Origin of the sequence: Streptomyces sp. NPDC002566, assembly GCF_042889585.1 — a bacterium.
Classification (GTDB): Bacteria; Actinomycetota; Actinomycetes; order Streptomycetales; family Streptomycetaceae; genus Streptomyces.
This window is the reverse complement of sequence record NZ_JBIARD010000004.1, coordinates 555,953-577,406: the sequence shown is the minus strand read 5'-3', so window position 1 is coordinate 577,406 and position 21,454 is coordinate 555,953. Positions and strand designations below refer to the sequence as shown.

Sequence of the window (21,454 nt, the reverse complement as noted above, 5' to 3'; positions counted from 1 at the left end):
GAGCTCCGTCTCCCGTCAGAGATCGATGAGCTTCTGACGCGGCTCGTGCGGCGGCCCGGACCCCTCCGGCGCTGCCGCACGGCGGGCCAGAAGGGTGCGGCCGAAGCCCAGGGCCAGACCCAGTGCGAGCCCGGGTATCGCCCACCACCAGCCGGTGCCGAGGGCCGGGCTCCCGGTGGCGGCCGACCTCGTGACCGGCTCGCCCGCGGCGGCGGACGGCTCCGAGGAGGCCTTCGCCGCCCCGGCCGCGGGTCCCTCCGCCGCGTCGGACCGGCCGCCGGACCCCGTGCCCGCCGACCCGCCCATGAGCCCCAGCTCGGTGAACAGCGTCCGCAACCGAGCGGGATCCTTCGGCTGGTGCCATGCCCCCGCCGACGAGGCCTCCCCGGACGTCGATATCCAGATCCCCCGGTCGTCGGGCGTCAGCCAGTACACCCGGTCCACCCGCCAGGGGTGCACGTCATGCGCGAGCCACGTGATGTTGATCATGCGGCCCGTCATCTCGTCCGTCTTCGAAGGCCCCGCCCCGCCCGCCCGCGCCCCGCCCGAGTCGTGCAGCAGCGTGTCCAACCGGCTGTAGTCGTCGTCGGTGCTGTACAGCGAGGCCGTCTCCCGGCTCGTGGGCGAGGCCAGCAGCACACTCGTCGGCCCGCCCGCCACCGAGGCCGTGGCGCCGAGCACCACCGCCGCGAAGGCCATCGCCAACGCCCCCGCAAGAGCGACCAGTTCACGCAACCAGCGCATCCGACACCCCCATGTCCGAACCGGTGCGGCCCGCCCGCACTCGCTGTGTCACTTCTGGTACACCGCTCGGCCCGTCGGGGTTCCCACCTTTCCGGGCCGTTCCAGGCCGGCTCCGAGACCGAGCGTCAGGTCACCGACCGGGCGATCTCCAGAGCCCGTTCCCTGGAATCGACGCCCTCCAGACGGAACGTCAACTCGACCCCGCCGGCGCCCCGACGGGTCCACAGCAGCGTCGGTCCGGCCGTGCGCTCCGACCGGGTGAAACGCCCGCCGTCCGCGCCCACCAGCCAGAACGTCAGCACATGCGGTTTCGGGAACCACAGGGCCTGCTCCGGCACGACCTGGCCGCTCTCCGCACCCTCCCCGCCCTCGCCCAGGGGCAGGTACTCGGGCTGCTCCTCGACGGTCTTGACGAACGCGAAGTCCAGACCCGCCCGGAACTCGTCGACCCGGATCATGCGCCCGCCCTCCCGTCGGCACAGGCCGACCAGGGACCGGCCCCCCGGCAAGGGCACCACCGTCACCGCGTCCGGCTCCCCGAACGCGCGCGGCACCACGGGCCGGAATCCCGCCTCCCGCGCGGCTTCCCCGAGCGTGACGGACCCCTCGCAGCCCGGCGCCGAATCCCGCGCCGACGGCACCGCGGACGGATCCACCCGCACCTCGACCCCGCCGAAGCCGAACCAGTCCGCCACCGACGCGCGCACAGGAGGAGTGAGCACGAGGACGGCGACCAGCCCGCACAGCCCGGCAGTCACCGCCCGCCACCGCGCCCTCGCCCGGCGGCGCGCCGATCTCAGCCACTCGGCGGGCCCCCGCGGCTCGGCCACCGGAACGGGCACCTGCTCGGCGAGTATCCGCCGGAGCACCTGCTCGACCACGGTCTCGCCCCCGTCGTCCCCCGGCCGGTCCAGCGCACGCCCGAGCGCCCGCAGTTCCTCGGGCAGCCCGGCGTTCCGGTCCCGCGCCCGCAGTTCCTCCGGCAGCCCCGCGTCCCGGTCCTCACCCATCGTCGTCACCTCCTCCCCGCACCCCGCCCTCCGGCAGCAGCCGCCCCAGTTTGCGCAGGGCCCGATTCAGCCGGGACTTCACCGTCCCCCTCGGCCAGCCCAGCGCCTGGGCCGTCTCGGGCTCGTCCATCTCCAGCAGGTAGCGATACGTGACGACCAGCCGGTGCTCCTCACTGAGCCGTTCCAGCGCGGACAGCAGTGCGAGGCGTCGCTCGCCCGCCACGGCCGCGACCGCCGGATCGGCCGATTCCGGTATCAGCGGCTCCGCCCCCGCCATCGCCGCCTCCCGGCCCGCCAGCGTCAGCCGCCGACCCGCCGCCCGCACGGTGTTCCGCGTCTCGTTGGCGACGATCGACAGCAGCCACGGCCGGAAGGACTCGCCGTCCCGGAAGCGCCCCAGCGAGCAGTACGCCTTGAAGAAGGCCTGCTGCACCACGTCCTCCGCGTCCGCGCCCGCACCGAGCGCGCGGGCCGCCCTCAGCGCGATCCCCGTATGGGCGCGCACCAGGTCCGCGTACGCCTCCGGCTCCCCGGCGCGTACGCGTGCGATCACCGCGGCCTCATCGGCGATGCGGCCCCCCTCCCGCGCTTTCACACTCTTGCTACACCGCCCATCGCCGATCGGTTCCCACCCGCGGCGCAGCTGTTCTCCGGCGGATTCGGGAGCGGTCCCCGACACCTGAGACAATGGTGGACATGGCCAATGACCGACCCCGCGTGCTCTCCGGCATCCAGCCCACCGCCGGCTCGTTCCACCTCGGCAACTACCTCGGCGCCGTGCGCCAGTGGGTGGCTCTGCAGGAGTCCCACGACGCCTTCTACATGGTCGTCGACCTGCACGCGATCACGGTCCCGCAGGACCCGAAGGAACTGGTCGCCAACACGCGGCTGGCCGCCGCCCAGCTCCTCGCGGCGGGCCTCGACCCGGACCGCTGCACGCTGTTCGTGCAGAGCCACGTCCCCGAGCACGCGCAGCTCGCCTGGGTGATGAACTGCCTCACCGGCTTCGGCGAGGCCTCCCGGATGACGCAGTTCAAGGACAAGTCCGCCAAGCAGGGCGCCGACCGCGCCTCCGTCGGCCTGTTCACGTACCCGATCCTCCAGGTCGCCGACATCCTGCTCTACCAGGCCGACGAGGTCCCCGTCGGCGAGGACCAGCGCCAGCACATCGAGCTCACCCGTGACCTCGCCGACCGCTTCAACGGCCGCTTCGGGGAGACCTTCACGATCCCGAAGCCGTACATCCTGCGGGAGACGGCGAAGATCTACGACCTCCAGGAGCCGTCGATCAAGATGAGCAAGTCGGCGTCCACGCCGAAGGGCCTCATCAACCTGCTCGACGAGCCCAAGGCCACCGCGAAGAAGGTCAAGAGCGCGGTCACCGACACCGACACGGTCGTGCGCTACGACGCCGAGAACAAGCCGGGCGTCAGCAACCTGCTCAGCATCTACTCGACGCTGACCGGCGTGAGCATCCCGGAGCTGGAGCAGCGCTACGAGGGCAAGCTGTACGGCGCGCTCAAGACCGACCTCGCCGAGGTCGTCGTCGACTTCGTGACCCCGTTCAGGGAGCGCACCCAGCAGTACCTCGACGACCCCGAGACCCTCGACTCGCTCCTGGCCAAGGGCGCGGAGAAGGCACGGGCCGTCGCCGCGGAGACGCTGTCCCAGGCGTACGAGAGGGTGGGCTTCCTGCCCGCGAAGCACTGAACGCGGCCGCGCCGAGGGCGCACCACCGCACACACCGTCCGCCGGGCAGAGCGCTGCACATCACTTCGGCTGCGCCTGCCCAGCGCACAGCGGTGGCCGTACAGTCGATAGACGTACGACTGAGCACGCGTGCGACAGCACGTTTGACACGACGACAGGAGACGACGTGGGGACCGTAACGATCGGCGTGTCGATCGCGGTCCCGGAGCCTCACGGCAGCCTGCTCCAGGAGCGGCGCGCGGGCTTCGGCGACGCCGCCGCGCACGGCATCCCCACGCACGTCACCCTGCTTCCGCCGACCGAGGTCGACTCCGCGAGCCTGCCGGCCGTCGAGGCGCATCTGCTGCGGGTCGCCTCGGCGGGCCGGCCGTTCCCGATGCGCCTGTCCGGCACGGGCACCTTCCGGCCCCTGTCGCCGGTGGTGTACGTGCGGATCGCCGAGGGCCGGACCGAGTGCACCCGGCTCCAGCAGCAGGTCCGCGACCCCGCGGGCCCCATCGCACGCGAACTGCAGTTCCCGTACCACCCGCATGTCACCGTGGCGCACGGCATCGACGAGGCGGCCATGGACCGCGCCTTCGAGGAGCTCGCCGACTACGAGGCGCGGTGGTCCTGCACCGGCTTCGCGCTCTACGAACAGGGCGCCGACGCCGTCTGGCGCAAGCTGCGCGAGTACCCCTTCGGCGGCCCGACCGTGCCCCCGCAGACCCCCCACGTCGACCGCGACACCCTGCCCACCCGGTAGCTAAAGCGGCAGTCTGCGGAAGAGCCCCCGCGGCAGATGCCGCAGCGCCGACATCCGCACGCGCAGCAGGCCCGGCGCCCACACCGTCTCCGAGCGGCGGCGCAGGCCCAGCTCGATCGCCGTGGCGACCGCCTCCGCAGTGGTGGCCAGGGGCCCTTCGGGAAGGCCGGCGGTGCTCCTCGTCCGCACGAAACCCGGGCGTACGACCATGACGTGCACGCCCGTGCCGTACAGCGCGTCGCCCAGCCCCTGGGTGAAGGCGTCCAGGCCCGCCTTGCTGGAGCCGTAGATGAAGTCGGCGCGGCGGGCGCGCTCGCCGGCGACGGAGGACAGCACGACCAGCGAGCCGTGGCCCTGCGACTGCAGCGCGCACGCGGCGACCAGGCCCGCCGACACCGCGCCCGTGTAGTTGGTCTGCGCGACGCGCACGGCCGCCGCCGGATCGCGCTCGTCGTGCGCCTGGTCGCCGAGCACGCCGAAGGCGAGCAGCACCATGTCGACGTCGCCTTCCGCGAACACCTTGCCGAGGACGCTCTCGTGGGACCCCGGGTCGAGCGCGTCGAAGGCGACCGTGTGCACCAGCGCGCCCAGGGTGCGCAGCCCGGCGGCGGCCGACTCCAGGGCCGGCGAGGGACGCCCCGCCAGCCACACCGTGCGGGTGCGGCGGGCGATGAGACGGCGCGCGGTGGCCAGCGCGATCTCCGACGTCCCGCCGAGGACGAGGAGGGACCGGGGGAGGCCGGAGGCGTCCTTCACGACAGCTCCAGGAGGTCGAGGGCGGCGGACATGTCGGCGACCGTACCGCCCTCCCGCGAGGCGGTTCATGGAGAAACATCCCGTGATACCCGAAACGGGTGATTAGTGGGATGTCGTTCCGTGTGCGGCGCGTTCTGACCCCGCGGGCCACTCCAGGCGTATCGCCGCCGATCGGGGAGCATCGGCCGCATCCGCGAGGGCAGAGTCGGAGTATGGACTGGCTGAAAAAGCTCCCCGGGATCGGGCCGCTCGTCGCGCGCGCGATGCTCACGCACGCGTGGCGGTCCTACGAACGGCTCGACCGGGTGAAGTGGACCCGGCTGGCCGCCGCGATGACGTTCACCAGCTTCGTCGCGCTCTTCCCGCTGCTGACCCTGGCCGCCACCATCGCCGCCGCCACACTGGGCGCCGAGCGGCAGGGCGAGCTCCAGGACAAGCTCGCCGAGCAGGTGCCCGGCATCTCCGACCAGCTGGACATCGACGGCCTGGTGCAGAACGCCGGCACCGTCGGCCTCATCGCCGCCGCCGCGCTGCTGTTCACCGGCGTCGGCTGGGCCGGCTCGACGCGCGAATGCCTGCGCGCCGTCTGGGAGCTGCCGGACGAGGAGGAGAACCCCGTCCTGCGCAAGGCCAAGGACCTCGGCATCCTCCTCGGCCTCGGCGGCGCGGTCCTCCTCACCCTCGCCGCCTCCACCGTCGCCTCCGCGATGGTCGGCTGGATCACCCGGCAGCTCGGCATCGACGAGGGCGGCTGGGGCGGCGTGCTGCTGCACGTCGTCGCGTTCCTCGTCGCCGTCCTCGCGGACTTCCTGCTGCTCCTGTACGTCCTCACCCTGCTGCCCGGCGTCGAACCGAGCCGCCACCGCCTGTTCGTGGCCGCGCTGACCGGCGCGGTCGGCTTCGAACTGCTGAAGCTGCTGCTCAGCGGCTATATGCAGGGCGTCGCCACGAAGAGCATGTACGGCGCGTTCGGCGTGCCCATCGCCCTGCTGCTGTGGATCAACTTCACCGCGAAACTCGTCCTGTTCAGCGCCTCGTGGACGGCGACGCCCGCCAAGGAGGCGGACGCGGAGCGCCACGAGGCCGCGCACGACGATGCAGGCGCCGGCACCGGCGAGGTCAGCGGCGGCGGCGCACCAGGTCCGGCAGCGGCCACCGGCGGTTGACCAGGTACGCGGCGCCCGCGAGCAGCACCAGCACCCCGCCGGTGATCGCCATCGCGACGCCGACGCCGCCGGCGCCCTTCCCGGTCACCGCGCCGGCCACCGGCTTCGCGGACCCGTCGCCCGGGCCGCCGGCCCCTCCGGTCGCCGCGGAGTCCTCACCGGTCCCCTTCGAGGGCTGGGCGCTGGACTGCGCGGCGCCCTTCGGCGGGACCAGCTCGCCGACCGGCCGCACCTTGCCGGCCGCCTGGAAACCCCAGTCGAACAGGGCGGCGGTCTCCTTGTAGACCTCGTTGTGGGCGCTCTTCTCCGGGTTCATGACGGTGACCAGCAGCACCCGCCCGCCCCGCTCGGCGACTCCGGTGAAGGTGGCGCCCGCGTTGGTGGTGTTGCCGTTCTTGACGCCGGCGATGCCCGGGTACTGGGAGATGTCGTAGTCGCCGCGCAGCAGCCGGTTGGTGTTCTGGATCTCGAAGGTGCCGCGGGTGGTCTTGCCCTTCTTGTCCTTCTTCGTCTCGCCCGGGAACGCGGCCCGCACGGTCGAGCAGTACTCCCGGAAGTCCTTCTTCTGCAGCCCGGAGCGGGCGATCAGCGTCAGGTCGTACGCCGAGGACACCTGGCCCGAGGCGTCGTAGCCGTCGGGGGAGACCACGTGGGTGTCGAGGGCCTGGAGCTCCTCGGCGTGCTCGTTCATGGCCGCCACCGTCGGGCCGATGCCGCCGTTCATCGCGGACAGGACGCGCACGGCGTCGTTGCCGGACTTCAGGAACACGCCCAGCCAGAGGTCGTGGACCGAGTAGGTCTCGTTCTCCTTTATCCCGACCAGGCTGGAGCCGGGGCCGAGGCCTTCCAGGTCCTTGGGGGTGACCTTGTGCCGCGCGGTCCCGGGGAAGCGCGGCAGCACGGTGTCCGCGAACAGCATCTTCAGCGTGCTCGCCGGGGCCAGCCGCCAGTGCGCGTTGTGCGCGGCGAGCACCTCGCCGGACTCGGCGTCCGCGACGATCCACGACCGTGCGGTCACGTCCTTCGGCAGCACCGGGGCGCCGCCCGCCAGGTCGACCTGCGTCCCGGCCTGCCCGAGCCGTACGCCGCCCACGGTCGACATGCCCGCCGGGGGAGTGGCGGTCGCACCCTTCGACGGCGAGGCCCCCGCTGACGGGGAGACTCCCGCGGACGGCGAAGCCCCCGCGGACGGGGAGACTCCCGCGGACGGGGAGGCGGGCGCGGACGGCGACGGGATCGGCGGGGCCGCCAGGGACACGGGCGCGGTCAGCGCGAGGGACGCGAGGGTCGCTGAGGTGACCAGCAGGGATCGCCTGACGGTCTGCATCAAGGGTGCGGGCACGACGCAGAACGTACCTGCCCGACGGGGCGAAGTCCCGCCGCCCTCCCCACCCCGGGCACGGAACCGGACACCGGGCGGCGATACTGAAGGCATGAAGCTCAGCCGCCCCGTGTCCTGGTTCCTGCTCGCCTTCGGGGTGTGGAGTTGGGTCATCTGGATCACTTTCGTCAAAAACCTGATCAAGGACGGCAGCGGGCTGGCGTTCGAGGACGGCGACCCGACGGCGTACTTCTGGGTGCATCTGCTGCTGGCCGTCGTCTCCTTCGTATTGGGGACGGTCATCGGCGTCATCGGGTTGCGCGGACTGCGCGCACTGCGTCGAACGTCATAGTCACCACCGACCACAGCAGACAGCGGGGACCAAGACACCGTGGCCATCCTTTTCGTGCTGCTCGCCCTGGCCGTCCTGGCCGTCGTCGTGACGGCCAACTGGTACGTGTGGCGGCGGCTGTTCCGGGACACCACCCGTGCTCCCGGCTGGGTCCGCCGCGGCGGCGCGGCCCTCATCGCGGGCGGCTGGGCCATGGCCGTCGGCGCCCTCGTCGCCGAGCGCACCGGCGCCCCCTTCCCGCTCCAGCAGGCCCTGGCCTGGCCGGGCTTCCTGTGGCTGGCGCTGTCGGTGTATCTGCTGCTGGGGGTCCTCGCCGGCGAGGCGGTACGCCCCCTGCTGCGCCGTTACCTGGAACGACGCGACCGCACGTCCGAGCGGCCGGCCCCCGCCGCAACCCCCGCCGTCGTGACGGCGCCCGCACTCGCGCCCGCCGAGGACCCGGCTCCTTGCGCCCCGCCCGCGCCGTCCGCGTCCCCTGAGCCTCCCGCGCCCTCGAGGCGTCTGTTCGTCTCCCGGGTCGTCGGCGGGGCCGCGGCGGCAGCCGCCGTCGGGACCGTCGGCTACGGCACGTACGGCGTGCTGCGGGGGCCGAGGGTGAAGCGGGTCACCGTCCCGCTGGCCAAGCTGCCGCGCGCGGCGCACGGTTACCGGATCGCCGTCGTCAGCGACATCCACCTGGGGCCGGTCCTCGGCCGGGACTTCGCCCGGAAGGTCGTCGACACGATCAACGGCACCCAGCCGGACCTGATCGCCGTGGTCGGCGACCTGGTCGACGGCAGCGTCAAGGACCTCGGCCCGGCCGCCGCGCCGCTCGCCGGGCTGAAGGCCCGGCACGGCAGCTTCTTCGTCACCGGCAACCACGAGTACTTCTCCGGCGCCGAACAGTGGGTGGAGGAGGTGCGCCGCCTCGGCCTGCTGCCGCTGGAGAACGCGCGCACGGAACTGCCGTGGTTCGACCTGGCCGGCGTCAACGACGTGGCGGGCGAGAGCGAGGGCCACGGCCCCGACTTCGGCAAGGCCCTCGGCGACCGGGACACCGCACGCGCGTGCGTGCTCCTCGCCCACCAGCCCGTGCAGATCCACGACGCCGTCGAGCACGGCGTCGACCTCCAGCTCTCCGGCCACACCCACGGCGGCCAGCTCTGGCCCGGCAGCGTCATCGCCGCCGCCGCGAACCCCACGGTGGCGGGCCTGGAACGCTACGGCGACACCCAGCTCTACGTCTCCCGAGGCGCCGGCGCCTGGGGCCCGCCCACCCGGGTGGGCGCCCCCTCGGACATCACCCTCCTCCAACTGGCGTCCCCAGACGCCTGACCGCCCGCCGCATCGGTCTTCCGGAGGACTTGTGAAACCCGGTTGAAACAACCGGGCGGTAAGTACTTTCCCATCTCCGCCCGATCCCCTTCCCCCGGCCGAAACCCGTGTGGTTAGGTGAGCCCGCCGCCAAGGGGAGCGGCACTTTTCGTGTGCCGGGCGTACGGGCCCGGGGAGGGCAGGGCACACCCATGCGCTCGGTTCGCATGCGCATCCTGGTCACGTCGTCGGTGCTCGCGGTGGTCGCGGTGGGCGGCTGGCAGTTACTGCCCGCCCGGGGCGGCCCGGGCAAGGCGATCAGGGTCGGCACGACGGACACCGTCACCTCGCTCGACCCGGCCGGCGCCTACGACGCCGCATCCTGGGCCCTGTTCAGCAACGTCTTCCAGTCGCTGCTGACGTACGAGCCGGGCGGCACGACACCGGTCCCCGACGCGGCGAAGAGCTGCGCGTTCACCGCCGGCGGCCTCACCACCTACCGGTGCCGCCTCCGCGACGACCTCACCTTCCCCAGCGGCCGCGAGCTGACCGCCGAGGACGTGAAGTACTCCTTCGACCGGGTGAAGAAGATCGACGCCGAGGTCGGCCCCGCAAGCCTGCTGTCCACCCTGAAGTCGGTGGACGCCCAGGGCGACACCGTCACCTTCCACCTCTCCGCCCCGGACGCCACGTTCCCGTTCAAGGTGGCCACCGGCGCCGGCTCGATCGTCGACCGCGAGCGCTACCCGGCGGACGCCCTGCGCACCGGCGACCAGGTCGACGGCACCGGGCCGTACACACTCACCGGCTACACCAAGGGCAAGCGCGCCGAGCTCACCCCCAACTCCCGCTACCACGGCGCCGTCAGCACCGGACGACCCGTGCAACTGCGGTACTACGCCGACCCCGAGGCCCTCCACCAGGCGTGGAAGGCCAAGGAGGTCGACGCCGCCACCCGCCAGCTGCCGCCGAACGTCCTGGCCGCCCTGAACAGCAGCGACCCGGACCAGCGCGTCACCGAGGCCGGCAGCTCCGAGACCCGCAACCTGTACTTCAACACCCGCGCCGGCTCCCCCCTGCACCAGGCGGCCGTCCGCAAGGCGGCGGCCTGGCTGATCGACCGCGAGCAACTGGCGAACTCCGTGTACCACGGCACCGTCGACCCGCTGTTCTCACTGATCCCGACCGGCATCACCGGCCACACCACCTCCTTCTTCGACGCCTACCCGGACCAGAACCCCCAGAAGGCGCGCGAGCTGCTGGAGCAGGCCGGTGTCAGCGTCCCCGTCGCCTTCACCTACGGCTACGGACTCGGCAGCGGCGCGGCCGAGCAGGAGGCCGGGGAGATCAAACGGCAGCTGGAGGCCTCCGGCCTGTTCAAGGTGACCGTCAAGGGTTACGAGTGGACCGACTTCCAGAAGCGGTGGGCGACCGGCAAGCTCGACGCGTACGCCGTCGGCTGGGTCGCCGACTATCCCGACCCGGACACCTTCGCCGCCCCGCTCGTCGGCACCGGCTCCACCATGAACACGGGCTACAGCAGCAAGCCGGTCGACGGCTTCATCAAGGACAGCCGCCGCTACGCCGACCGGAGCCGTGTCTTCGACGACTTCCGGGAACTGCAGAAGTTCATCGCCGAGGACGTGCCGGTCGTCCCGCTGTGGCAGCGCAAGGCGTACGTCCTGACCAGCGCGGACGTCGGCGGCGGCCAGTATCTGGCGGACGGCGACGGCGTGTTCCGGCTGTGGAAGCTGAACTGGATCTGACTCCGGCAGCCGTGCGTCCGCATGCGTCCGCCGCACACCGGGCAGTCACCCGACGCGGGTCATGGTGGCGGAGGTGTGTGAGGAGCAGACGTGCTGAGACGCAACTCCTTCCGGCTGCCCCGGCACCCGGCGTCCGTCGGCCTCGCCCGGCGCCGGGTGCGGGACCATCTGGCCCAGTGGGGCCACGGCCCGGACGACCCTGCCCTCGGTGACGCCCTGCTGCTCGTGTCCGAGCTGGCGACCAACGTCGTACGCCACGGGCTGCTGCGGGAGCGGGAGTTCGAGGTCGCCGTGACGGCCCTCGCGGACGGCTCCTGCCTCATCGAGGTCTCGGACGAGGGCCGTCACGAGCCGCGCCCCCGCACGGTCTCCGAGTGGGACGAGCACGGCCGCGGGCTGCACCTGGTGGAGCACGTCGCGGCGGCCTGGGGGGTGTGGAGCCGGGGCCGGCACGGCAAGACGGTGTGGGCGCTGGTGCTCACCGCAGGCGAGGCCTGACGGAGAGCCCGCGGCGACGCCGGCGGACCCGGGCCGCCTACGACTCGCCCCGCTTCTTCGCCGGGTCCGGCAGGGCCCTCGTCATCCCCGGCAGGAAGTCTGTGAACAGCTCGTGCACCTCGTGGACGAGCGGCCGCAGCACCCGGAACCGGGACAGCGTCACCCCGCGGGCGGTGAGGCGCGCGCCCCGCTCCGCGAGCCGGTAGCTGCGCTCACGCCCCTCGGTGCGGTCGAAGATCCAGTACAGGACGAGCCCCATCTGGGAGAGCCACATCAACTCGGGCAGCACCTCCCGCAGTTCCTCAGGCACCTTCGCCTTGGACCCGGCGAGCACCTGCCGGTGGACGGAGATCGCCTCCAGGCGCGCGTGCTCGGACTCCGGGGAGAAGGGGCTGAGCGGGCTGTCCGGGTCGGCGGCGTTCTTGAAGAACTGCACGGCGAACTCGTGGTACGGCGTGGCCACGTCCAGCCAGACCCGCAGCACGCCCGCGAGCCGCGCCTCCAGGCTCGTCTCCCGGGCCAGCACGTCCTGGATCGCCACCCGGTGCTCGGCGGCGAGCCGGTCGTAGAAGCCCTGGATCAGGTGCTCCTTGCCCGCGAAGTAGTAGTAGGCGTTCCCCACGGAGACACCGGCCTCCTGGGCGATGGCCCGCATCGTCGTCTTGTCGTAGCCGCGCTCCTGGAACAGCCGCATCGCGGTCTCCAGGATCAGCGCGCGGGTCTGCTCGGACTTGGACCGTGCGGCGCCCTCGGCCCCCTCCGCCCCCTCGGCGGGCTCGGAGGGCTCGGCGGGCTCGGACGGGGCGGCGCCCTCAGCGGGGCCTTCGTTCTTCGCGGACACGGAAGGAAAGCCTAGTCAGTGGCGCACGCGCCGTCGGCACAGGAGGGCGGGGTGTAGGACCAGCCGTCGCGCGGGTCGAAGGACCAGCCGTCGGCCGAGTAGTACACGCCGCCGCCCCAGCCGGTGTCCGTCCGCCGCGCCCCGCGCCACTTGGCGGCGGCCAGGACCGCGCCCTTGGCGAGCTTCGCCCCGGCGGGGGTGCTCAGCCGGTGGGCGAGCGGACGGTGCTCGCGCAGCGCCCACAGGGTGACGATCCAGGCGGCGGAACCCCGGTAGACCTGGCCGCCGTCGCCCACGACGGTGATCTCCTCCAGGGTGGCCCGGTGGTCGAGCCAGGGGAAGCGGGCGCCGGCCTCGGGGGAGGCGGCCGGGACCAGGTCCAGCGGGACCAGTTGCGGCTGCCGGGCCAGCCAGTCGCGCACGAAGGAGCACAGGGCGCAGTGGGCGTCGTAGAGCACGGTGAGCCGGCGGACCGGGACGCGGGCGGCGTCCCGGTCGTCGGCGGCGCGGTGGGCCGTCACAGCGCTCACGCCCCGGCCGAGGGGGCCCAGCCCTGCGGGGCGACCGGCGGGACCTGCTCGCGCTCCATGACCCCGCGCCGCCGGATCCGGTTGAGCACGTACACGTTGCCCAGGTGCATCACGCCGAGTACCAGCAGCACCACGCCGAGCTTGGTCGACAGGGCCTCGAAGATGCCGCGGGTGTCCTCGATGGTCTCGTCCCCGCTCAGGTAGAGGGCGACGAAGCCGAGGTTGACGAGGTAGAAGCCGACCACCAGGAGGTGGTTGACGGCGTCGGCGAGCTTCTCGTTCCCGTGCAGCACGTCGGCGAGGAAGATCCGTCCGTTGCGGCTGAGGGTCCGGGCCACCCAGATGGTCAGACCGATGCTGACCACCAGGTAGATGACGTACGCGATGACTGTGCGATCCATGTTCCCCACCTTTTCTGAACGCGTTCAAAACGCTGTCGCAAGGTGACTGTAGACCTCTTTCTGAACACGTTCAACCGCAGGGGCGAGTGGCGCCGGACGCACCGCCCCGCGAGCAGTCGGACGCGCTGCCCCAGAGCTCAAGCCCGGCCCAGCTCGGGGCGCTTGGAGTAGTCCGTGAAGCCCAGGACGTTGCCCCACGGGTCGGCGATCTCCACGGTCCAGCCGGTGGCCGCGGAGGCCGGCCCCTCCAGCGGGGTGATGCCGGCGGACGCCAGCCGCAGGGCCGCCGCGCGGGCGTCCGGCACCTCCAGCCACAGGCGCGGGCAGGCCCACGGCGGCGGGCGGTGCCCCAGGGCGTCCTCCTGGCGCAGCAGGACGCCGGGCGTCTCGCCGCCGACCCTCAGCAGGGCGATGCCGGCCTCGTCGAACCGGTATGCCACCGCGAACCCGGCCCGCCCGTAGAAGTCCACGGCCTCACCGAGATCCCCTACGGGCAGCAGCACGTTGTCGAACCCGAGCAGCTCGTACGACTCATCATCTGACATACCGTCACCATAGGGTCGCAGCGGTAACGAACCGGTCATTGCCCGAGGGCGCTCCGGGCCCGGCTTCTCACCGTCGCCCTTTCTGCTGCAAGATGACCTGCACTCACCTGTTGCGCCGTACATCCGATCATCTGGTCCTGGGAGACATCACCTTGTCCGAACAGCCGCAGTACCCCCAGCAGCCGCCCCAGCAGCCCGGGTACGGCTATCCGCAGGGCGGCGGCCCCTACGGGTACCCGCAGCAGGGCCAGCAGCCGCCCGGCTACCCCCCGCCCGGCGGATACCCCGGCGCGGGCGGCTACCCGCCCCCCGGCGGCGGCTACCCCGGCGACCCCAACGCCCCCTACGGCTACGACCCCTACGGGCGGCCCTACTCCGACAAGTCGAAGATCGTCGCCGGCATCCTCCAGCTGTTCCTGGGCAGCTTCGGCGTCGGCCGGTTCTACATCGGCCACGTCGGCCTCGGCCTCGCCCAGCTCTTCACCTGCGGCGGGCTCGGCATCTGGGCGCTGGTCGACGGCATCATCCTGCTGACCAGCAACGACAAGACAGACTCCGACGGCCGGATCCTGCGTGGCTGACCCAGTGCCGCCGCGACAGACGACGTCCGCCCCGTCGCGAACGTCGCCTGCCGCGGCACCGGCGGGCCGGGAGCGCGGCTCCCTCCTGCGGCACCCGGCGGCGGCGCCCCTCGCGGTGCTCGCCGCCGGGGCGGCCGGTTCCGCCTATCTGTACGTCACCGACCCGCACGAAGGCGGGCACCTGCTGCCCCGGTGTCCGTTCCGGTTCGTCACCGGGCTGCTCTGCCCGGCCTGCGGCGGCACCCGCATGGTCTACGACCTGATGCACGGCGACCTCGCCCGGGCCTGGCTCGACAACCGGGCCCTGCTGCTCGCCTCGCCGCTCGCCCTCGCGCTGCTGGTGCGGTGGATGTGGGAAGGCCTGCACGGCCGGCGCCGGCAGCTCCGGCTCGGCCGCCCCGCCCAGGCCGTCGTGCTCGGCCTGGCCGTGACCTGGACCGTCGTACGCAACGCTTTCTGACCGGTTCTGCTCGCGCGTGGCCGATTTTGATCACGGAACAGGAACGATCAGTCCCCACCACTCCCGTCGGCCTCATAGGCCTCTCTAGGCTCAGGTTTCACCGGGGGGCGTTCTCGCATGTCATGCGCGGCCGACGCGACCGCACGTCGCGTCGCATTCCTCCTGGCGTCCCCGTTCACAGTGAATCCAGGAGCAGCTTCTCCATGACCGTCCCCACCCCTGACGCCCCCTACGGTGTCGACCCGCTGGGCCGTCCGTACTCCGACAAGTCGAAGATCGTCGCGGGCATCCTCCAGATCTTCCTGGGCGGTTTCGGCATCGGCCGCTTCTACGTCGGCTCCGTCGGCGTGGGCGTCGCCCAGCTCCTCACCTGCGGTGGCCTCGGCCTCTGGTCGCTGATCGACGGCATCCTGTTCCTCACCAGCAACGACCGCACCGACAAGCAGGGCCGCGTCCTGCGCGGCTGAGCACCCGCCGCCGTACACGCCGACGGCCCCGCTCCGTTCCGGGAGCGGGGCCGTCGGCGTTGCCAGGGGCGAGGAGGCCTCAGAAGCGGCGCGTGATCAGCGCCCGCTTCACCTCCTGGATCGCCTTGGTGACCTCGATGCCACGCGGGCAGGCGTCCGTGCAGTTGAAGGTCGTGCGGCAACGCCACACGCCGTCACGGTCGTTGAGGATCTCCAGGCGCTGCTCGCCGGCCTCGTCACGCGAGTCGAAGATGAACCGGTGCGCGTTGACGATGGCCGCCGGGCCGAAGTACTGCCCGTCGTTCCAGAACACCGGGCACGACGACGTGCAGGCCGCGCAGAGGATGCACTTCGTCGTGTCGTCGAAGCGCTCGCGGTCCTCCGCCGTCTGCAGGCGTTCGCGCGTCGGCTCGTTGGTGTCCTTCGTGATGAGGAAGGGCATCACGTCGCGGTACGCCTGGAAGAACGGCTCCATGTCGACCACGAGGTCCTTCAGGACCGTCAGGCCCTTGATGGGCTCGACCGTGATCGGCTTCTCCGGGTTGATGTCCTTGATCAGCGTCTTGCACGCCAGACGGTTCTTGCCGTTGATCCGCATCGCGTCCGAGCCGCAGATGCCGTGGGCGCAGGAGCGGCGGAAGGTCAGCGTGCCGTCGACGTCCCACTTGATCTTGTGCAGACCGTCGAGGACGCGCTCCTTGGGGTCGATCTCCAGCTGGAAGTCTTCCCAGGTCGCCTCCGCCGAGACCTCCGGGTTGAACCGGCGGATCCGGAAGGTGACGGTGATGTACGGGGAGGCCGCGGACGCCGAATCGGGGGTCTCGGCCTTGTCCAGAACGGGAGTTGCCATCAGTACTTACGCTCCATCGGCTGGTAGCGGGTCTGGACGACCGGCTTGTAGTCGAGGCGGACGGTCTCGGTGCCGTCGTCGCCGACCTCGCGGTACGCCATGGTGTGACGCATGAAGTTGACGTCGTCGCGGTTGGGGTAGTCCTCGCGGTAGTGACCGCCGCGGGACTCCTTGCGGGCCAGCGCCGACACCGCCATGACCTCGGCCAGGTCCAGCAGGTTGCCCAGCTCGACGGCCTCCAGCAGGTCCGTGTTGAACCGCTTGCCCTTGTCCTGGATCGCCACGTTCCGGTAGCGCTCGCGCAGCTCGCCGATCTTCTCGACGGCCGTCTTGATCGTCTGCTCGGTGCGGAACACCATGACGTTGGCGTCCATGGTCTCCTGGAGCTCGCGGCGCAGCTCCGCCACCCGCTCGGTGCCGGTCGAGTTGCGCAGCCGCTCGATCTGCTCGACGACCAGGGACTCCGGGTTCTCCGGCAGCTCGACGAACTCCGCCTTCTGGGAGTACTCCGCGGCGGCGATGCCGGCGCGGCGCCCGAAGACGTTGATGTCCAGCAGCGAGTTGGTGCCCAGACGGTTGGCGCCGTGCACGGACACGCAGGCGACCTCGCCGGCGGCGTACAGGCCGGGCACGACGGTGGTGTTGTCCGCCAGCACCTCGCCCTCGACGTTCGTCGGGATGCCGCCCATCGCGTAGTGCGCGGTCGGCTGGATCGGGATCGGGTCGGTGTACGGCTCGATGCCCAGGTAGGTCCGCGCGAACTCGGTGATGTCGGGCAGCTTGGCGTCCAGCTGCTCCGGCGGGAGGTGGGTGAGGTCCAGGTAGACGTGGTCGCCCTCGGGACCGCAGCCGCGGCCCTCACGGATCTCGGTGTAGATCGAGCGGGAGACGACGTCACGGGACGCGAGGTCCTTCATGACCGGCGCGTACTTCTCCATGAAGCGCTCGCCGTCCTTGTTGCGCAGGATGCCGCCCTCACCGCGGGCGCCCTCCGTCAGCAGGATGCCCATGCGCCAGATGCCGGTCGGGTGGAACTGGAAGAACTCCATGTCCTCCAGCGGCAGCCCGCGCCGGTACACGGCCGCCTGACCGTCACCGGTCAGGGTGTGCGCGTTCGACGTCACCTTGAAGAACTTGCCGGTGCCGCCGGAGGCGTAGATCACGGCCTTCGCCTGGAAGACGTGGATCTCGCCGGTCGCCAGCTCGTACGCCACGACGCCGGCCGACTTCTTGACGCCGTCGACCTCGGTGATCAGCTGGTCCAGGACGTAGAACTCGTTGAAGAACTCCACGCCCTCCTTGACGCAGTTCTGGTACAGCGTCTGGAGGATCATGTGACCGGTGCGGTCGGCCGCGTAGCAGGAGCGGCGGACCGGGGCCTCGCCGTGGTTGCGGCTGTGGCCGCCGAAGCGGCGCTGGTCGATGGTGCCGTTCGGGGTCCGGTTGAACGGCAGGCCCATCTTCTCCAGGTCGAGGACGGAGTCGATGGCCTCCTTCGCCAGGATCTCGGCGGCGTCCTGGTCGACCAGGTAGTCACCGCCCTTGACCGTGTCGAAGGTGTGCCACTCCCAGTTGTCCTCCTCCACGTTGGCCAGCGCGGCGGCCATGCCGCCCTGCGCGGCGCCCGTGTGGGAGCGGGTGGGGTAGAGCTTCGTCAGGACCGCGGTGCGGCTGCGCTTCGTCGACTCGATGGCCGCGCGCATGCCCGCGCCGCCGGCGCCGACGATGACGGTGTCGTACTTGTGGATCTTCATGATTCTCGCAGCCCCGTGCCTAGCGGATGTTCGGGTCGAAGGTGAAGATCACCAGCGTGCCCAGCAGGATGGTGAACACCGTGGCGGTGTAGAGCAGGCCCTTGAGCCACAGCCGGGTGTTCGCGCGCTCCGCGTAGTCGTTGATGACCGTGCGCAGACCGTTCGCCCCGTGCAGCATGGCCAGCCACAGCATCAGCAGGTCCCAGACCTGCCAGAACGGGGACGCCCAGCGGCCGGCCACGAAGGCGAAGCCGATCTTCGAGACGCCGCCGTCCAGCACCAGCTGGATGAGCAGGTGGCCGATGACCAGCACGACGAGCACCACGCCGGACAGGCGCATGAACAGCCACGCGGCCATCTCGAAGTTGCCCCGGGTCGACTTCGGGGACTTCTTGGTGCGCTTGCGCGGGGCCTCGATCAGCGGGGCCGGGTTGTCGACGCTGTAGCCGGAACCGCCCTCGACGGGGCCGATGCCGGAAGCGGTGGTTTCAGTGGTCGCCATCTGTCTCAGCTCCCGAGGACTTCACGAGCGGCGTGGCCGAGGACGGGGTAGATCGCCCCGAGCATCAGCACGACCCAGATGCCCACGACGGTCCAGAGCATCTGCTTCTGGTAGCGCGGGCCCTTCGACCAGAAGTCGACGGCGATGACACGCAGGCCGTTCAGCGCGTGGAAGAGGATGGCGGCGACGAGGCCGTACTCCAGCACGGCCACGATCGGCGTCTTGTACGTGGCTACGACCTTGTCGTAGTCCTCGGGGGAGACACGCACGAGTGCGGTGTCCAGCACGTGTACGAACAGGAAGAAGAAGATGAGGACGCCGGTGACTCGGTGAGCCACCCAGGACCACATTCCTTCCCGGCCGCGGTACAGCGTTCCAGCCGGCACGGAAGTCCCTCCGGGAGCGGGGTATCGGGGCCTGCCGGCTTGTGCTGTCGGTCGGGCCCGGCCGGGTACGGTCCACCGGCCCCCAGCATCGTAGCGACGTGTGCCTGCGGCGCTGAGCGGGGGTCTCGCGGTGTGATCAAAGTGGCACGCGTTCGGGTGAACCCTCGGCGGTGGCGGGGGTGGTTTGTTCGGTTATCCGCCGACTTCGGATGCGCCGTGGCTGCTGGTCGCGCGCACGCGGCGGTAGCCGCACATCGATTACAGCCCCGCGCCCCTCAAGTGGGTCATCAACCGCCTTCTTGCCAGGCGGCGGAGTTCTTCGGCCGCCACCTCCCGCTCCGTCTCCGGATCGTTCGTCAATCGTGACCGGAATGCTTCGAGGGTGCGGTCCAGGGATTCCTCGGGAGGCGTGTCGCCGAGGTACAGGACGAAGGCGTGGCCGAAGCGGGACTCGTAGGCGGCGTGGGCCGCGCTGAGGGCGGTGTGGGCGGCTCCGTAGGCGTCGGCCGGGAGGGCGGGGAGGGACTCCGCGGCCAGGGCTTCCGCCAGGTCGGCCGGGGTCAGGTCGTACGCCGCCTCGTCGGACGCGGCCAGCAGGGCGTCCGACGTGGGGTAGGGGCGGTGGTCCGCGACGTTGCGGGCCCAGCGCGGGCTGTGCAGGCAGGTCAGGAGGGCGCGGCGGGCCTCGTCGTCCGGTGCGCCGTTGAACCTGTCCAGGGCGGGCGAGGGCATACGGGTCTGCTCGGGGAGCGCCGGTATGGCGACGCCGCCCGGGAGGCGGGAGATACGGTGCGCAGACAGCGTGGGTCCTCGCGTCACGTGTGAGATGTCAGGGGATCTTGTGAATGGTGTGACCACGTTATCGAGAGTGGTCATGACCTGTCCGAGAGATGCCCGAATTTCACCCGCACGGGAGAGTTTCGGAATCGGGAGTAGACCCCTTCGGCGCGCTTGACTCGCCCTCGGGTCGTAGGTTGGCGGAGTGAGCAGGCACAGGCACCGGCGCAGGGCGCCGGAGAAGAACCCGCAGAAAGTGACGAGGCGGGCCCTGCTGGCGGGCGGTCTCGTCGTCGTCCTGGGAGCCGGGGTGGGCGTGTGGGCCTCCGGCGACGGGGACGACGGAGCACCGGCCGGAGCGGCGGCGCGGCAGACCGGCGCCGGCAGCCCGGCCCCGGGCGGCGGCAAGGCGGCCGGCGGCAGGTCCGCGGACGGCCCCGCAGCGGCCGCGAGCCCCTCGCCCAGTCGCTCGTACCCGCTCTCGCAGCCGCCGCGGACGATACCCGCGGTCCGCTCGCACACCGCCGAGCGCGGCCCCGGCTGGCGTCCGGCCGCCGGACACCGGGTGGTGGTGGGCGACGCGGGCCTCGCCGACGAGGGGAAGCTGATAGCCGGCGAGCTGAAGATGACGTACGCGGGCGTACGGGGCGACAGCCGGGCGGGGGACCTGCGGCTGACGCGGAACAAGGGCGCGGGCGCGAACCCGGAGTCGTACACCATGACCGTGCGGGGCGGGCAGGTGACCGTCAGCGGGCCGTCCGACGCCGGGGTGTTCTACGGCACGCGCACGCTGAAGCAGGAGGTGCTCGGCGGCGGCACGGCCCCCGAGGGCGTCGTCCGCGACGAGCCGGCCAAGCCGCGGCGCGGGTTCATGCTCGACATCGCCCGCAAGAACTTCACGCCGGACTGGATCGAGGACCGCGTACGCGAGCTGGGCGACCTGAAGTACAACGAGATCGGGCTGCACTTCTCCGACGACCAGGCCTTCCGGATCCAGTCCGACACCCACCCCGAGATCGTCTCGGCCAAGCACCTCACCAAGGCGCAGGTCAAGCGGATCGTCGACCTCGCGGCGAGCCGCCACATCACCGTCGTGCCCGAGATCGACTCGCCCGGCCATCTGGGCGCGGTCCTCGCCGCCCACCCCGAGCTGCAACTGCGCAACGTGCGGGGCACGGCCACCCGCGGGGCGATCGACATCTCCAAGCCCGCCTCCGCCGCCCTCCTGGACGACCTGCTGAACGAGTTCGCCGGGCTGTTCCCGGGAGCGCAGTGGCACCTCGGCGGCGACGAGTACCAGGCGCTGACCGTCTCCGACCCCGAGGCGTCCTACCCGCAGCTCGCGGCCGCCGCCCGCAAGGCCTACGGCCCCGGCGCGGGGGTCGCCGACCTCGCCACCGGCTGGCTGAACGCCCGCGCCGACACCGTCCGCGCCCACGACCGGACCATGCGGGTGTGGAACGACGGCTTCTTCCGGCAGACGACGGTGAAGGCCGCCGGCGACCTGGAGGCCGCCTACTGGACCGGCAAGGAGATCGGCGCCCGGCAGCCCCTCGCCTACCTGAGCACCGGCCGCAAGGTGATCAACTACAACGACGAGTACCTGTACTACGTCCTCGGCGAGCCCCAGACCTTCGTCTACCCGACGGGGCAGCGGATCTACGAGCAGTGGACCCCGCGGGTGCTGCGCGGCAGCACTGCGGTGCCCGCGAAGTACGACGGCCAGATACTCGGCGGGACCTTCGCCGTCTGGTGCGACCTCGCGAACTCCCAGACGCAGGACCAGGTCGCGGCCGGCATCCGGATGCCGCTGCGGGCGACCGTCCAGAAGCTGTGGGACCCGGGCGCGCCGAAGCAGTCCTGGACCCAGTTCAAGGCCCTGGCCGACCGGCTGGGCTGACGGGGCCTCAGCGGATCGGCGCGGGGTGATCGTGGCTGAATCCTTGCGTTGATCCGTTTTGCCGTGCACCCTTTGACACTCCCTGACTGTCGCACGCAG

The 21,454-nt window shown here is 71.6% G+C and carries 25 protein-coding genes; 11 read left to right on the top strand and 14 right to left on the bottom strand.

Annotated elements, in window-relative coordinates:
- Positions 1 to 15 precede the first annotated feature (15 nt).
- The 3 genes from ACFYXA_RS19775 to ACFYXA_RS19765 all read right to left on the bottom strand — a co-directional run bounded on the left by ACFYXA_RS19775 (position 16) and on the right by ACFYXA_RS19765 (position 2,307).
- Positions 16 to 744, bottom strand: coding sequence for a hypothetical protein (locus ACFYXA_RS19775; protein ID WP_389034406.1), 729 nt, complete (start codon positions 742 to 744; stop codon positions 16 to 18).
- A gap of 125 nt (positions 745 to 869) precedes the next feature.
- On the bottom strand, positions 870 to 1,754 hold the full coding sequence (locus ACFYXA_RS19770; protein WP_389034403.1) for a hypothetical protein: 885 nt from the start codon (positions 1,752 to 1,754) through the stop codon (positions 870 to 872).
- Complete coding sequence (locus tag ACFYXA_RS19765; protein WP_352248566.1) at positions 1,747 to 2,307, bottom strand: RNA polymerase sigma factor; 561 nt, start codon at positions 2,305 to 2,307, stop codon at positions 1,747 to 1,749. Before ACFYXA_RS19765 ends, ACFYXA_RS19770 begins: the two co-directional genes overlap by 8 nt.
- A 143-nt stretch (positions 2,308 to 2,450) precedes the next feature.
- Between ACFYXA_RS19765 and trpS the strand changes: the two genes are divergently transcribed.
- Positions 2,451 to 3,464, top strand: coding sequence for a tryptophan--tRNA ligase (gene trpS, locus ACFYXA_RS19760; RefSeq protein WP_389034398.1), 1,014 nt, complete (start codon positions 2,451 to 2,453; stop codon positions 3,462 to 3,464).
- A gap of 166 nt (positions 3,465 to 3,630) precedes the next feature.
- Complete coding sequence (locus ACFYXA_RS19755; RefSeq protein WP_351095292.1) at positions 3,631 to 4,209, top strand: 2'-5' RNA ligase family protein; 579 nt, start codon at positions 3,631 to 3,633, stop codon at positions 4,207 to 4,209.
- Here the strand turns inward: ACFYXA_RS19755 and ACFYXA_RS19750 are convergent, their stop codons facing one another.
- Complete coding sequence (locus ACFYXA_RS19750) at positions 4,210 to 4,965, bottom strand: decaprenylphospho-beta-D-erythro-pentofuranosid-2-ulose 2-reductase (protein ID WP_352248564.1); 756 nt, start codon at positions 4,963 to 4,965, stop codon at positions 4,210 to 4,212. It lies immediately after the preceding gene.
- A 212-nt stretch (positions 4,966 to 5,177) separates the two neighbouring features.
- On the opposite strand from ACFYXA_RS19750, the gene ACFYXA_RS19745 reads away from it, so the two are divergent.
- A complete protein-coding gene (locus tag ACFYXA_RS19745; protein ID WP_389034392.1) occupies positions 5,178 to 6,131 on the top strand; it encodes a YihY/virulence factor BrkB family protein in 954 nt (317 codons plus the stop codon).
- On the opposite strand, the gene ACFYXA_RS19740 is transcribed toward ACFYXA_RS19745, so the two are convergent.
- On the bottom strand, positions 6,085 to 7,473 hold the full coding sequence (locus tag ACFYXA_RS19740; RefSeq protein WP_389034389.1) for a D-alanyl-D-alanine carboxypeptidase family protein: 1,389 nt from the start codon (positions 7,471 to 7,473) through the stop codon (positions 6,085 to 6,087). The two genes, ACFYXA_RS19745 and ACFYXA_RS19740, sit on opposite strands and share 47 nt — an antisense overlap.
- A 91-nt stretch (positions 7,474 to 7,564) precedes the next feature.
- Here ACFYXA_RS19740 and ACFYXA_RS19735 point away from each other — a divergent pair, with 91 nt between their 5' ends.
- The 4 genes from ACFYXA_RS19735 (at position 7,565) to ACFYXA_RS19720 (ending at position 11,361) form a co-directional block, all read left to right on the top strand.
- Complete coding sequence (locus ACFYXA_RS19735; protein ID WP_130441271.1) at positions 7,565 to 7,804, top strand: SCO4848 family membrane protein; 240 nt, start codon at positions 7,565 to 7,567, stop codon at positions 7,802 to 7,804.
- 39 nt (positions 7,805 to 7,843) lie between these two features.
- Positions 7,844 to 9,118 carry a metallophosphoesterase gene (locus ACFYXA_RS19730; protein WP_389034384.1) on the top strand — a complete coding sequence of 425 codons (1,275 nt, stop codon included), beginning with the start codon at positions 7,844 to 7,846 and terminating at the stop codon, positions 9,116 to 9,118.
- A 191-nt stretch (positions 9,119 to 9,309) separates the two neighbouring features.
- Positions 9,310 to 10,863 carry an ABC transporter substrate-binding protein gene (locus tag ACFYXA_RS19725; protein WP_389034381.1) on the top strand — a complete coding sequence of 518 codons (1,554 nt, stop codon included), beginning with the start codon at positions 9,310 to 9,312 and terminating at the stop codon, positions 10,861 to 10,863.
- Positions 10,864 to 10,953: 90 nt separating this feature from the next.
- Positions 10,954 to 11,361, top strand: a complete 408-nt coding sequence (locus ACFYXA_RS19720) for an ATP-binding protein (protein WP_351095279.1) — start codon at positions 10,954 to 10,956, stop codon at positions 11,359 to 11,361.
- Between the two features lie 37 nt (positions 11,362 to 11,398).
- On the opposite strand, the gene ACFYXA_RS19715 is transcribed toward ACFYXA_RS19720, so the two are convergent.
- The 4 genes from ACFYXA_RS19715 to ACFYXA_RS19700 form a co-directional block, all read right to left on the bottom strand.
- On the bottom strand, positions 11,399 to 12,202 hold the full coding sequence (locus tag ACFYXA_RS19715) for a TetR family transcriptional regulator (RefSeq protein ID WP_352248552.1): 804 nt from the start codon (positions 12,200 to 12,202) through the stop codon (positions 11,399 to 11,401).
- An 11-nt stretch (positions 12,203 to 12,213) separates the two neighbouring features.
- On the bottom strand, positions 12,214 to 12,732 hold the full coding sequence (locus ACFYXA_RS19710) for a thiol-disulfide oxidoreductase DCC family protein (RefSeq protein WP_389034376.1): 519 nt from the start codon (positions 12,730 to 12,732) through the stop codon (positions 12,214 to 12,216).
- On the bottom strand, positions 12,729 to 13,133 hold the full coding sequence (locus tag ACFYXA_RS19705) for a hypothetical protein (RefSeq protein ID WP_130441281.1): 405 nt from the start codon (positions 13,131 to 13,133) through the stop codon (positions 12,729 to 12,731). The genes ACFYXA_RS19710 and ACFYXA_RS19705 overlap by 4 nt, the downstream gene beginning before the upstream one ends.
- Positions 13,134 to 13,270: 137 nt before the next feature.
- A complete protein-coding gene (locus ACFYXA_RS19700; protein ID WP_389034373.1) occupies positions 13,271 to 13,678 on the bottom strand; it encodes a VOC family protein in 408 nt (135 codons plus the stop codon).
- A gap of 152 nt (positions 13,679 to 13,830) precedes the next feature.
- Between ACFYXA_RS19700 and ACFYXA_RS19695 the strand changes: the two genes are divergently transcribed.
- The 3 genes from ACFYXA_RS19695 (at position 13,831) to ACFYXA_RS19685 (ending at position 15,186) form a co-directional block, all read left to right on the top strand.
- Positions 13,831 to 14,259, top strand: a complete 429-nt coding sequence (locus ACFYXA_RS19695) for a TM2 domain-containing protein (protein WP_352248546.1) — start codon at positions 13,831 to 13,833, stop codon at positions 14,257 to 14,259.
- 85 nt (positions 14,260 to 14,344) lie between these two features.
- Positions 14,345 to 14,719, top strand: a complete 375-nt coding sequence (locus ACFYXA_RS19690) for a DUF2752 domain-containing protein (RefSeq protein ID WP_389035090.1) — start codon at positions 14,345 to 14,347, stop codon at positions 14,717 to 14,719.
- Between the two features lie 203 nt (positions 14,720 to 14,922).
- Positions 14,923 to 15,186, top strand: coding sequence for a TM2 domain-containing protein (locus ACFYXA_RS19685; protein WP_351095269.1), 264 nt, complete (start codon positions 14,923 to 14,925; stop codon positions 15,184 to 15,186).
- A gap of 79 nt (positions 15,187 to 15,265) precedes the next feature.
- On the opposite strand, the gene ACFYXA_RS19680 is transcribed toward ACFYXA_RS19685, so the two are convergent.
- From ACFYXA_RS19680 to ACFYXA_RS19660, 5 genes are all read right to left on the bottom strand, one after another.
- A complete protein-coding gene (locus ACFYXA_RS19680; RefSeq protein WP_351095267.1) occupies positions 15,266 to 16,036 on the bottom strand; it encodes a succinate dehydrogenase iron-sulfur subunit in 771 nt (256 codons plus the stop codon).
- Entirely contained in the window at positions 16,036 to 17,790 is a 1,755-nt protein-coding gene (gene sdhA, locus ACFYXA_RS19675; protein WP_130441291.1) for a succinate dehydrogenase flavoprotein subunit, read from the bottom strand. The genes ACFYXA_RS19680 and sdhA overlap by 1 nt, the downstream gene beginning before the upstream one ends.
- A 19-nt stretch (positions 17,791 to 17,809) precedes the next feature.
- Complete coding sequence (locus ACFYXA_RS19670; RefSeq protein WP_130441293.1) at positions 17,810 to 18,292, bottom strand: succinate dehydrogenase hydrophobic membrane anchor subunit; 483 nt, start codon at positions 18,290 to 18,292, stop codon at positions 17,810 to 17,812.
- A 5-nt stretch (positions 18,293 to 18,297) separates the two neighbouring features.
- The gene (sdhC, locus tag ACFYXA_RS19665; RefSeq protein ID WP_130441295.1) at positions 18,298 to 18,678 is read right to left on the bottom strand and encodes a succinate dehydrogenase, cytochrome b556 subunit; all 381 of its coding nucleotides are present in this window, start codon (positions 18,676 to 18,678) and stop codon (positions 18,298 to 18,300) included.
- Between the two features lie 258 nt (positions 18,679 to 18,936).
- Positions 18,937 to 19,497: a 2-oxo-4-hydroxy-4-carboxy-5-ureidoimidazoline decarboxylase gene (locus ACFYXA_RS19660; protein WP_389034364.1), complete on the bottom strand. Its 561-nt coding sequence runs from the start codon at positions 19,495 to 19,497 to the stop codon at positions 18,937 to 18,939.
- 214 nt (positions 19,498 to 19,711) lie between these two features.
- Here ACFYXA_RS19660 and ACFYXA_RS19655 point away from each other — a divergent pair, with 214 nt between their 5' ends.
- Positions 19,712 to 21,355 (top strand): glycoside hydrolase family 20 protein, encoded by a 1,644-nt coding sequence (locus ACFYXA_RS19655; protein WP_389035088.1) that lies wholly within the window; start codon positions 19,712 to 19,714, stop codon positions 21,353 to 21,355.
- The last annotated feature ends 99 nt before the right edge of the window (positions 21,356 to 21,454 follow it).

What these genes read in the sequence shown, in the direction of transcription:
- ACFYXA_RS19725 (WP_389034381.1), top strand. Translation starts at nt 9,310, where the DNA reads ATGCGCTCGGTTCGCATGCGCATCCTGGTCACGTCGTCGGTGCTCGCG.
- ACFYXA_RS19700 (WP_389034373.1), bottom strand. Translation starts at nt 13,678, where the DNA reads ATGTCAGATGATGAGTCGTACGAGCTGCTCGGGTTCGACAACGTGCTG.
- ACFYXA_RS19685 (WP_351095269.1), top strand. Translation starts at nt 14,923, where the DNA reads ATGACCGTCCCCACCCCTGACGCCCCCTACGGTGTCGACCCGCTGGGC.
- ACFYXA_RS19770 (WP_389034403.1), bottom strand. Translation starts at nt 1,754, where the DNA reads ATGGGTGAGGACCGGGACGCGGGGCTGCCGGAGGAACTGCGGGCGCGG.
- ACFYXA_RS19775 (WP_389034406.1), bottom strand. Translation starts at nt 744, where the DNA reads ATGCGCTGGTTGCGTGAACTGGTCGCTCTTGCGGGGGCGTTGGCGATG.
- trpS (WP_389034398.1), top strand. Translation starts at nt 2,451, where the DNA reads ATGGCCAATGACCGACCCCGCGTGCTCTCCGGCATCCAGCCCACCGCC.
- ACFYXA_RS19735 (WP_130441271.1), top strand. Translation starts at nt 7,565, where the DNA reads ATGAAGCTCAGCCGCCCCGTGTCCTGGTTCCTGCTCGCCTTCGGGGTG.
- ACFYXA_RS19680 (WP_351095267.1), bottom strand. Translation starts at nt 16,036, where the DNA reads ATGGCAACTCCCGTTCTGGACAAGGCCGAGACCCCCGATTCGGCGTCC.
- ACFYXA_RS19745 (WP_389034392.1), top strand. Translation starts at nt 5,178, where the DNA reads ATGGACTGGCTGAAAAAGCTCCCCGGGATCGGGCCGCTCGTCGCGCGC.
- sdhA (WP_130441291.1), bottom strand. Translation starts at nt 17,790, where the DNA reads ATGAAGATCCACAAGTACGACACCGTCATCGTCGGCGCCGGCGGCGCG.
- ACFYXA_RS19705 (WP_130441281.1), bottom strand. Translation starts at nt 13,133, where the DNA reads ATGGATCGCACAGTCATCGCGTACGTCATCTACCTGGTGGTCAGCATC.
- ACFYXA_RS19670 (WP_130441293.1), bottom strand. Translation starts at nt 18,292, where the DNA reads ATGGCGACCACTGAAACCACCGCTTCCGGCATCGGCCCCGTCGAGGGC.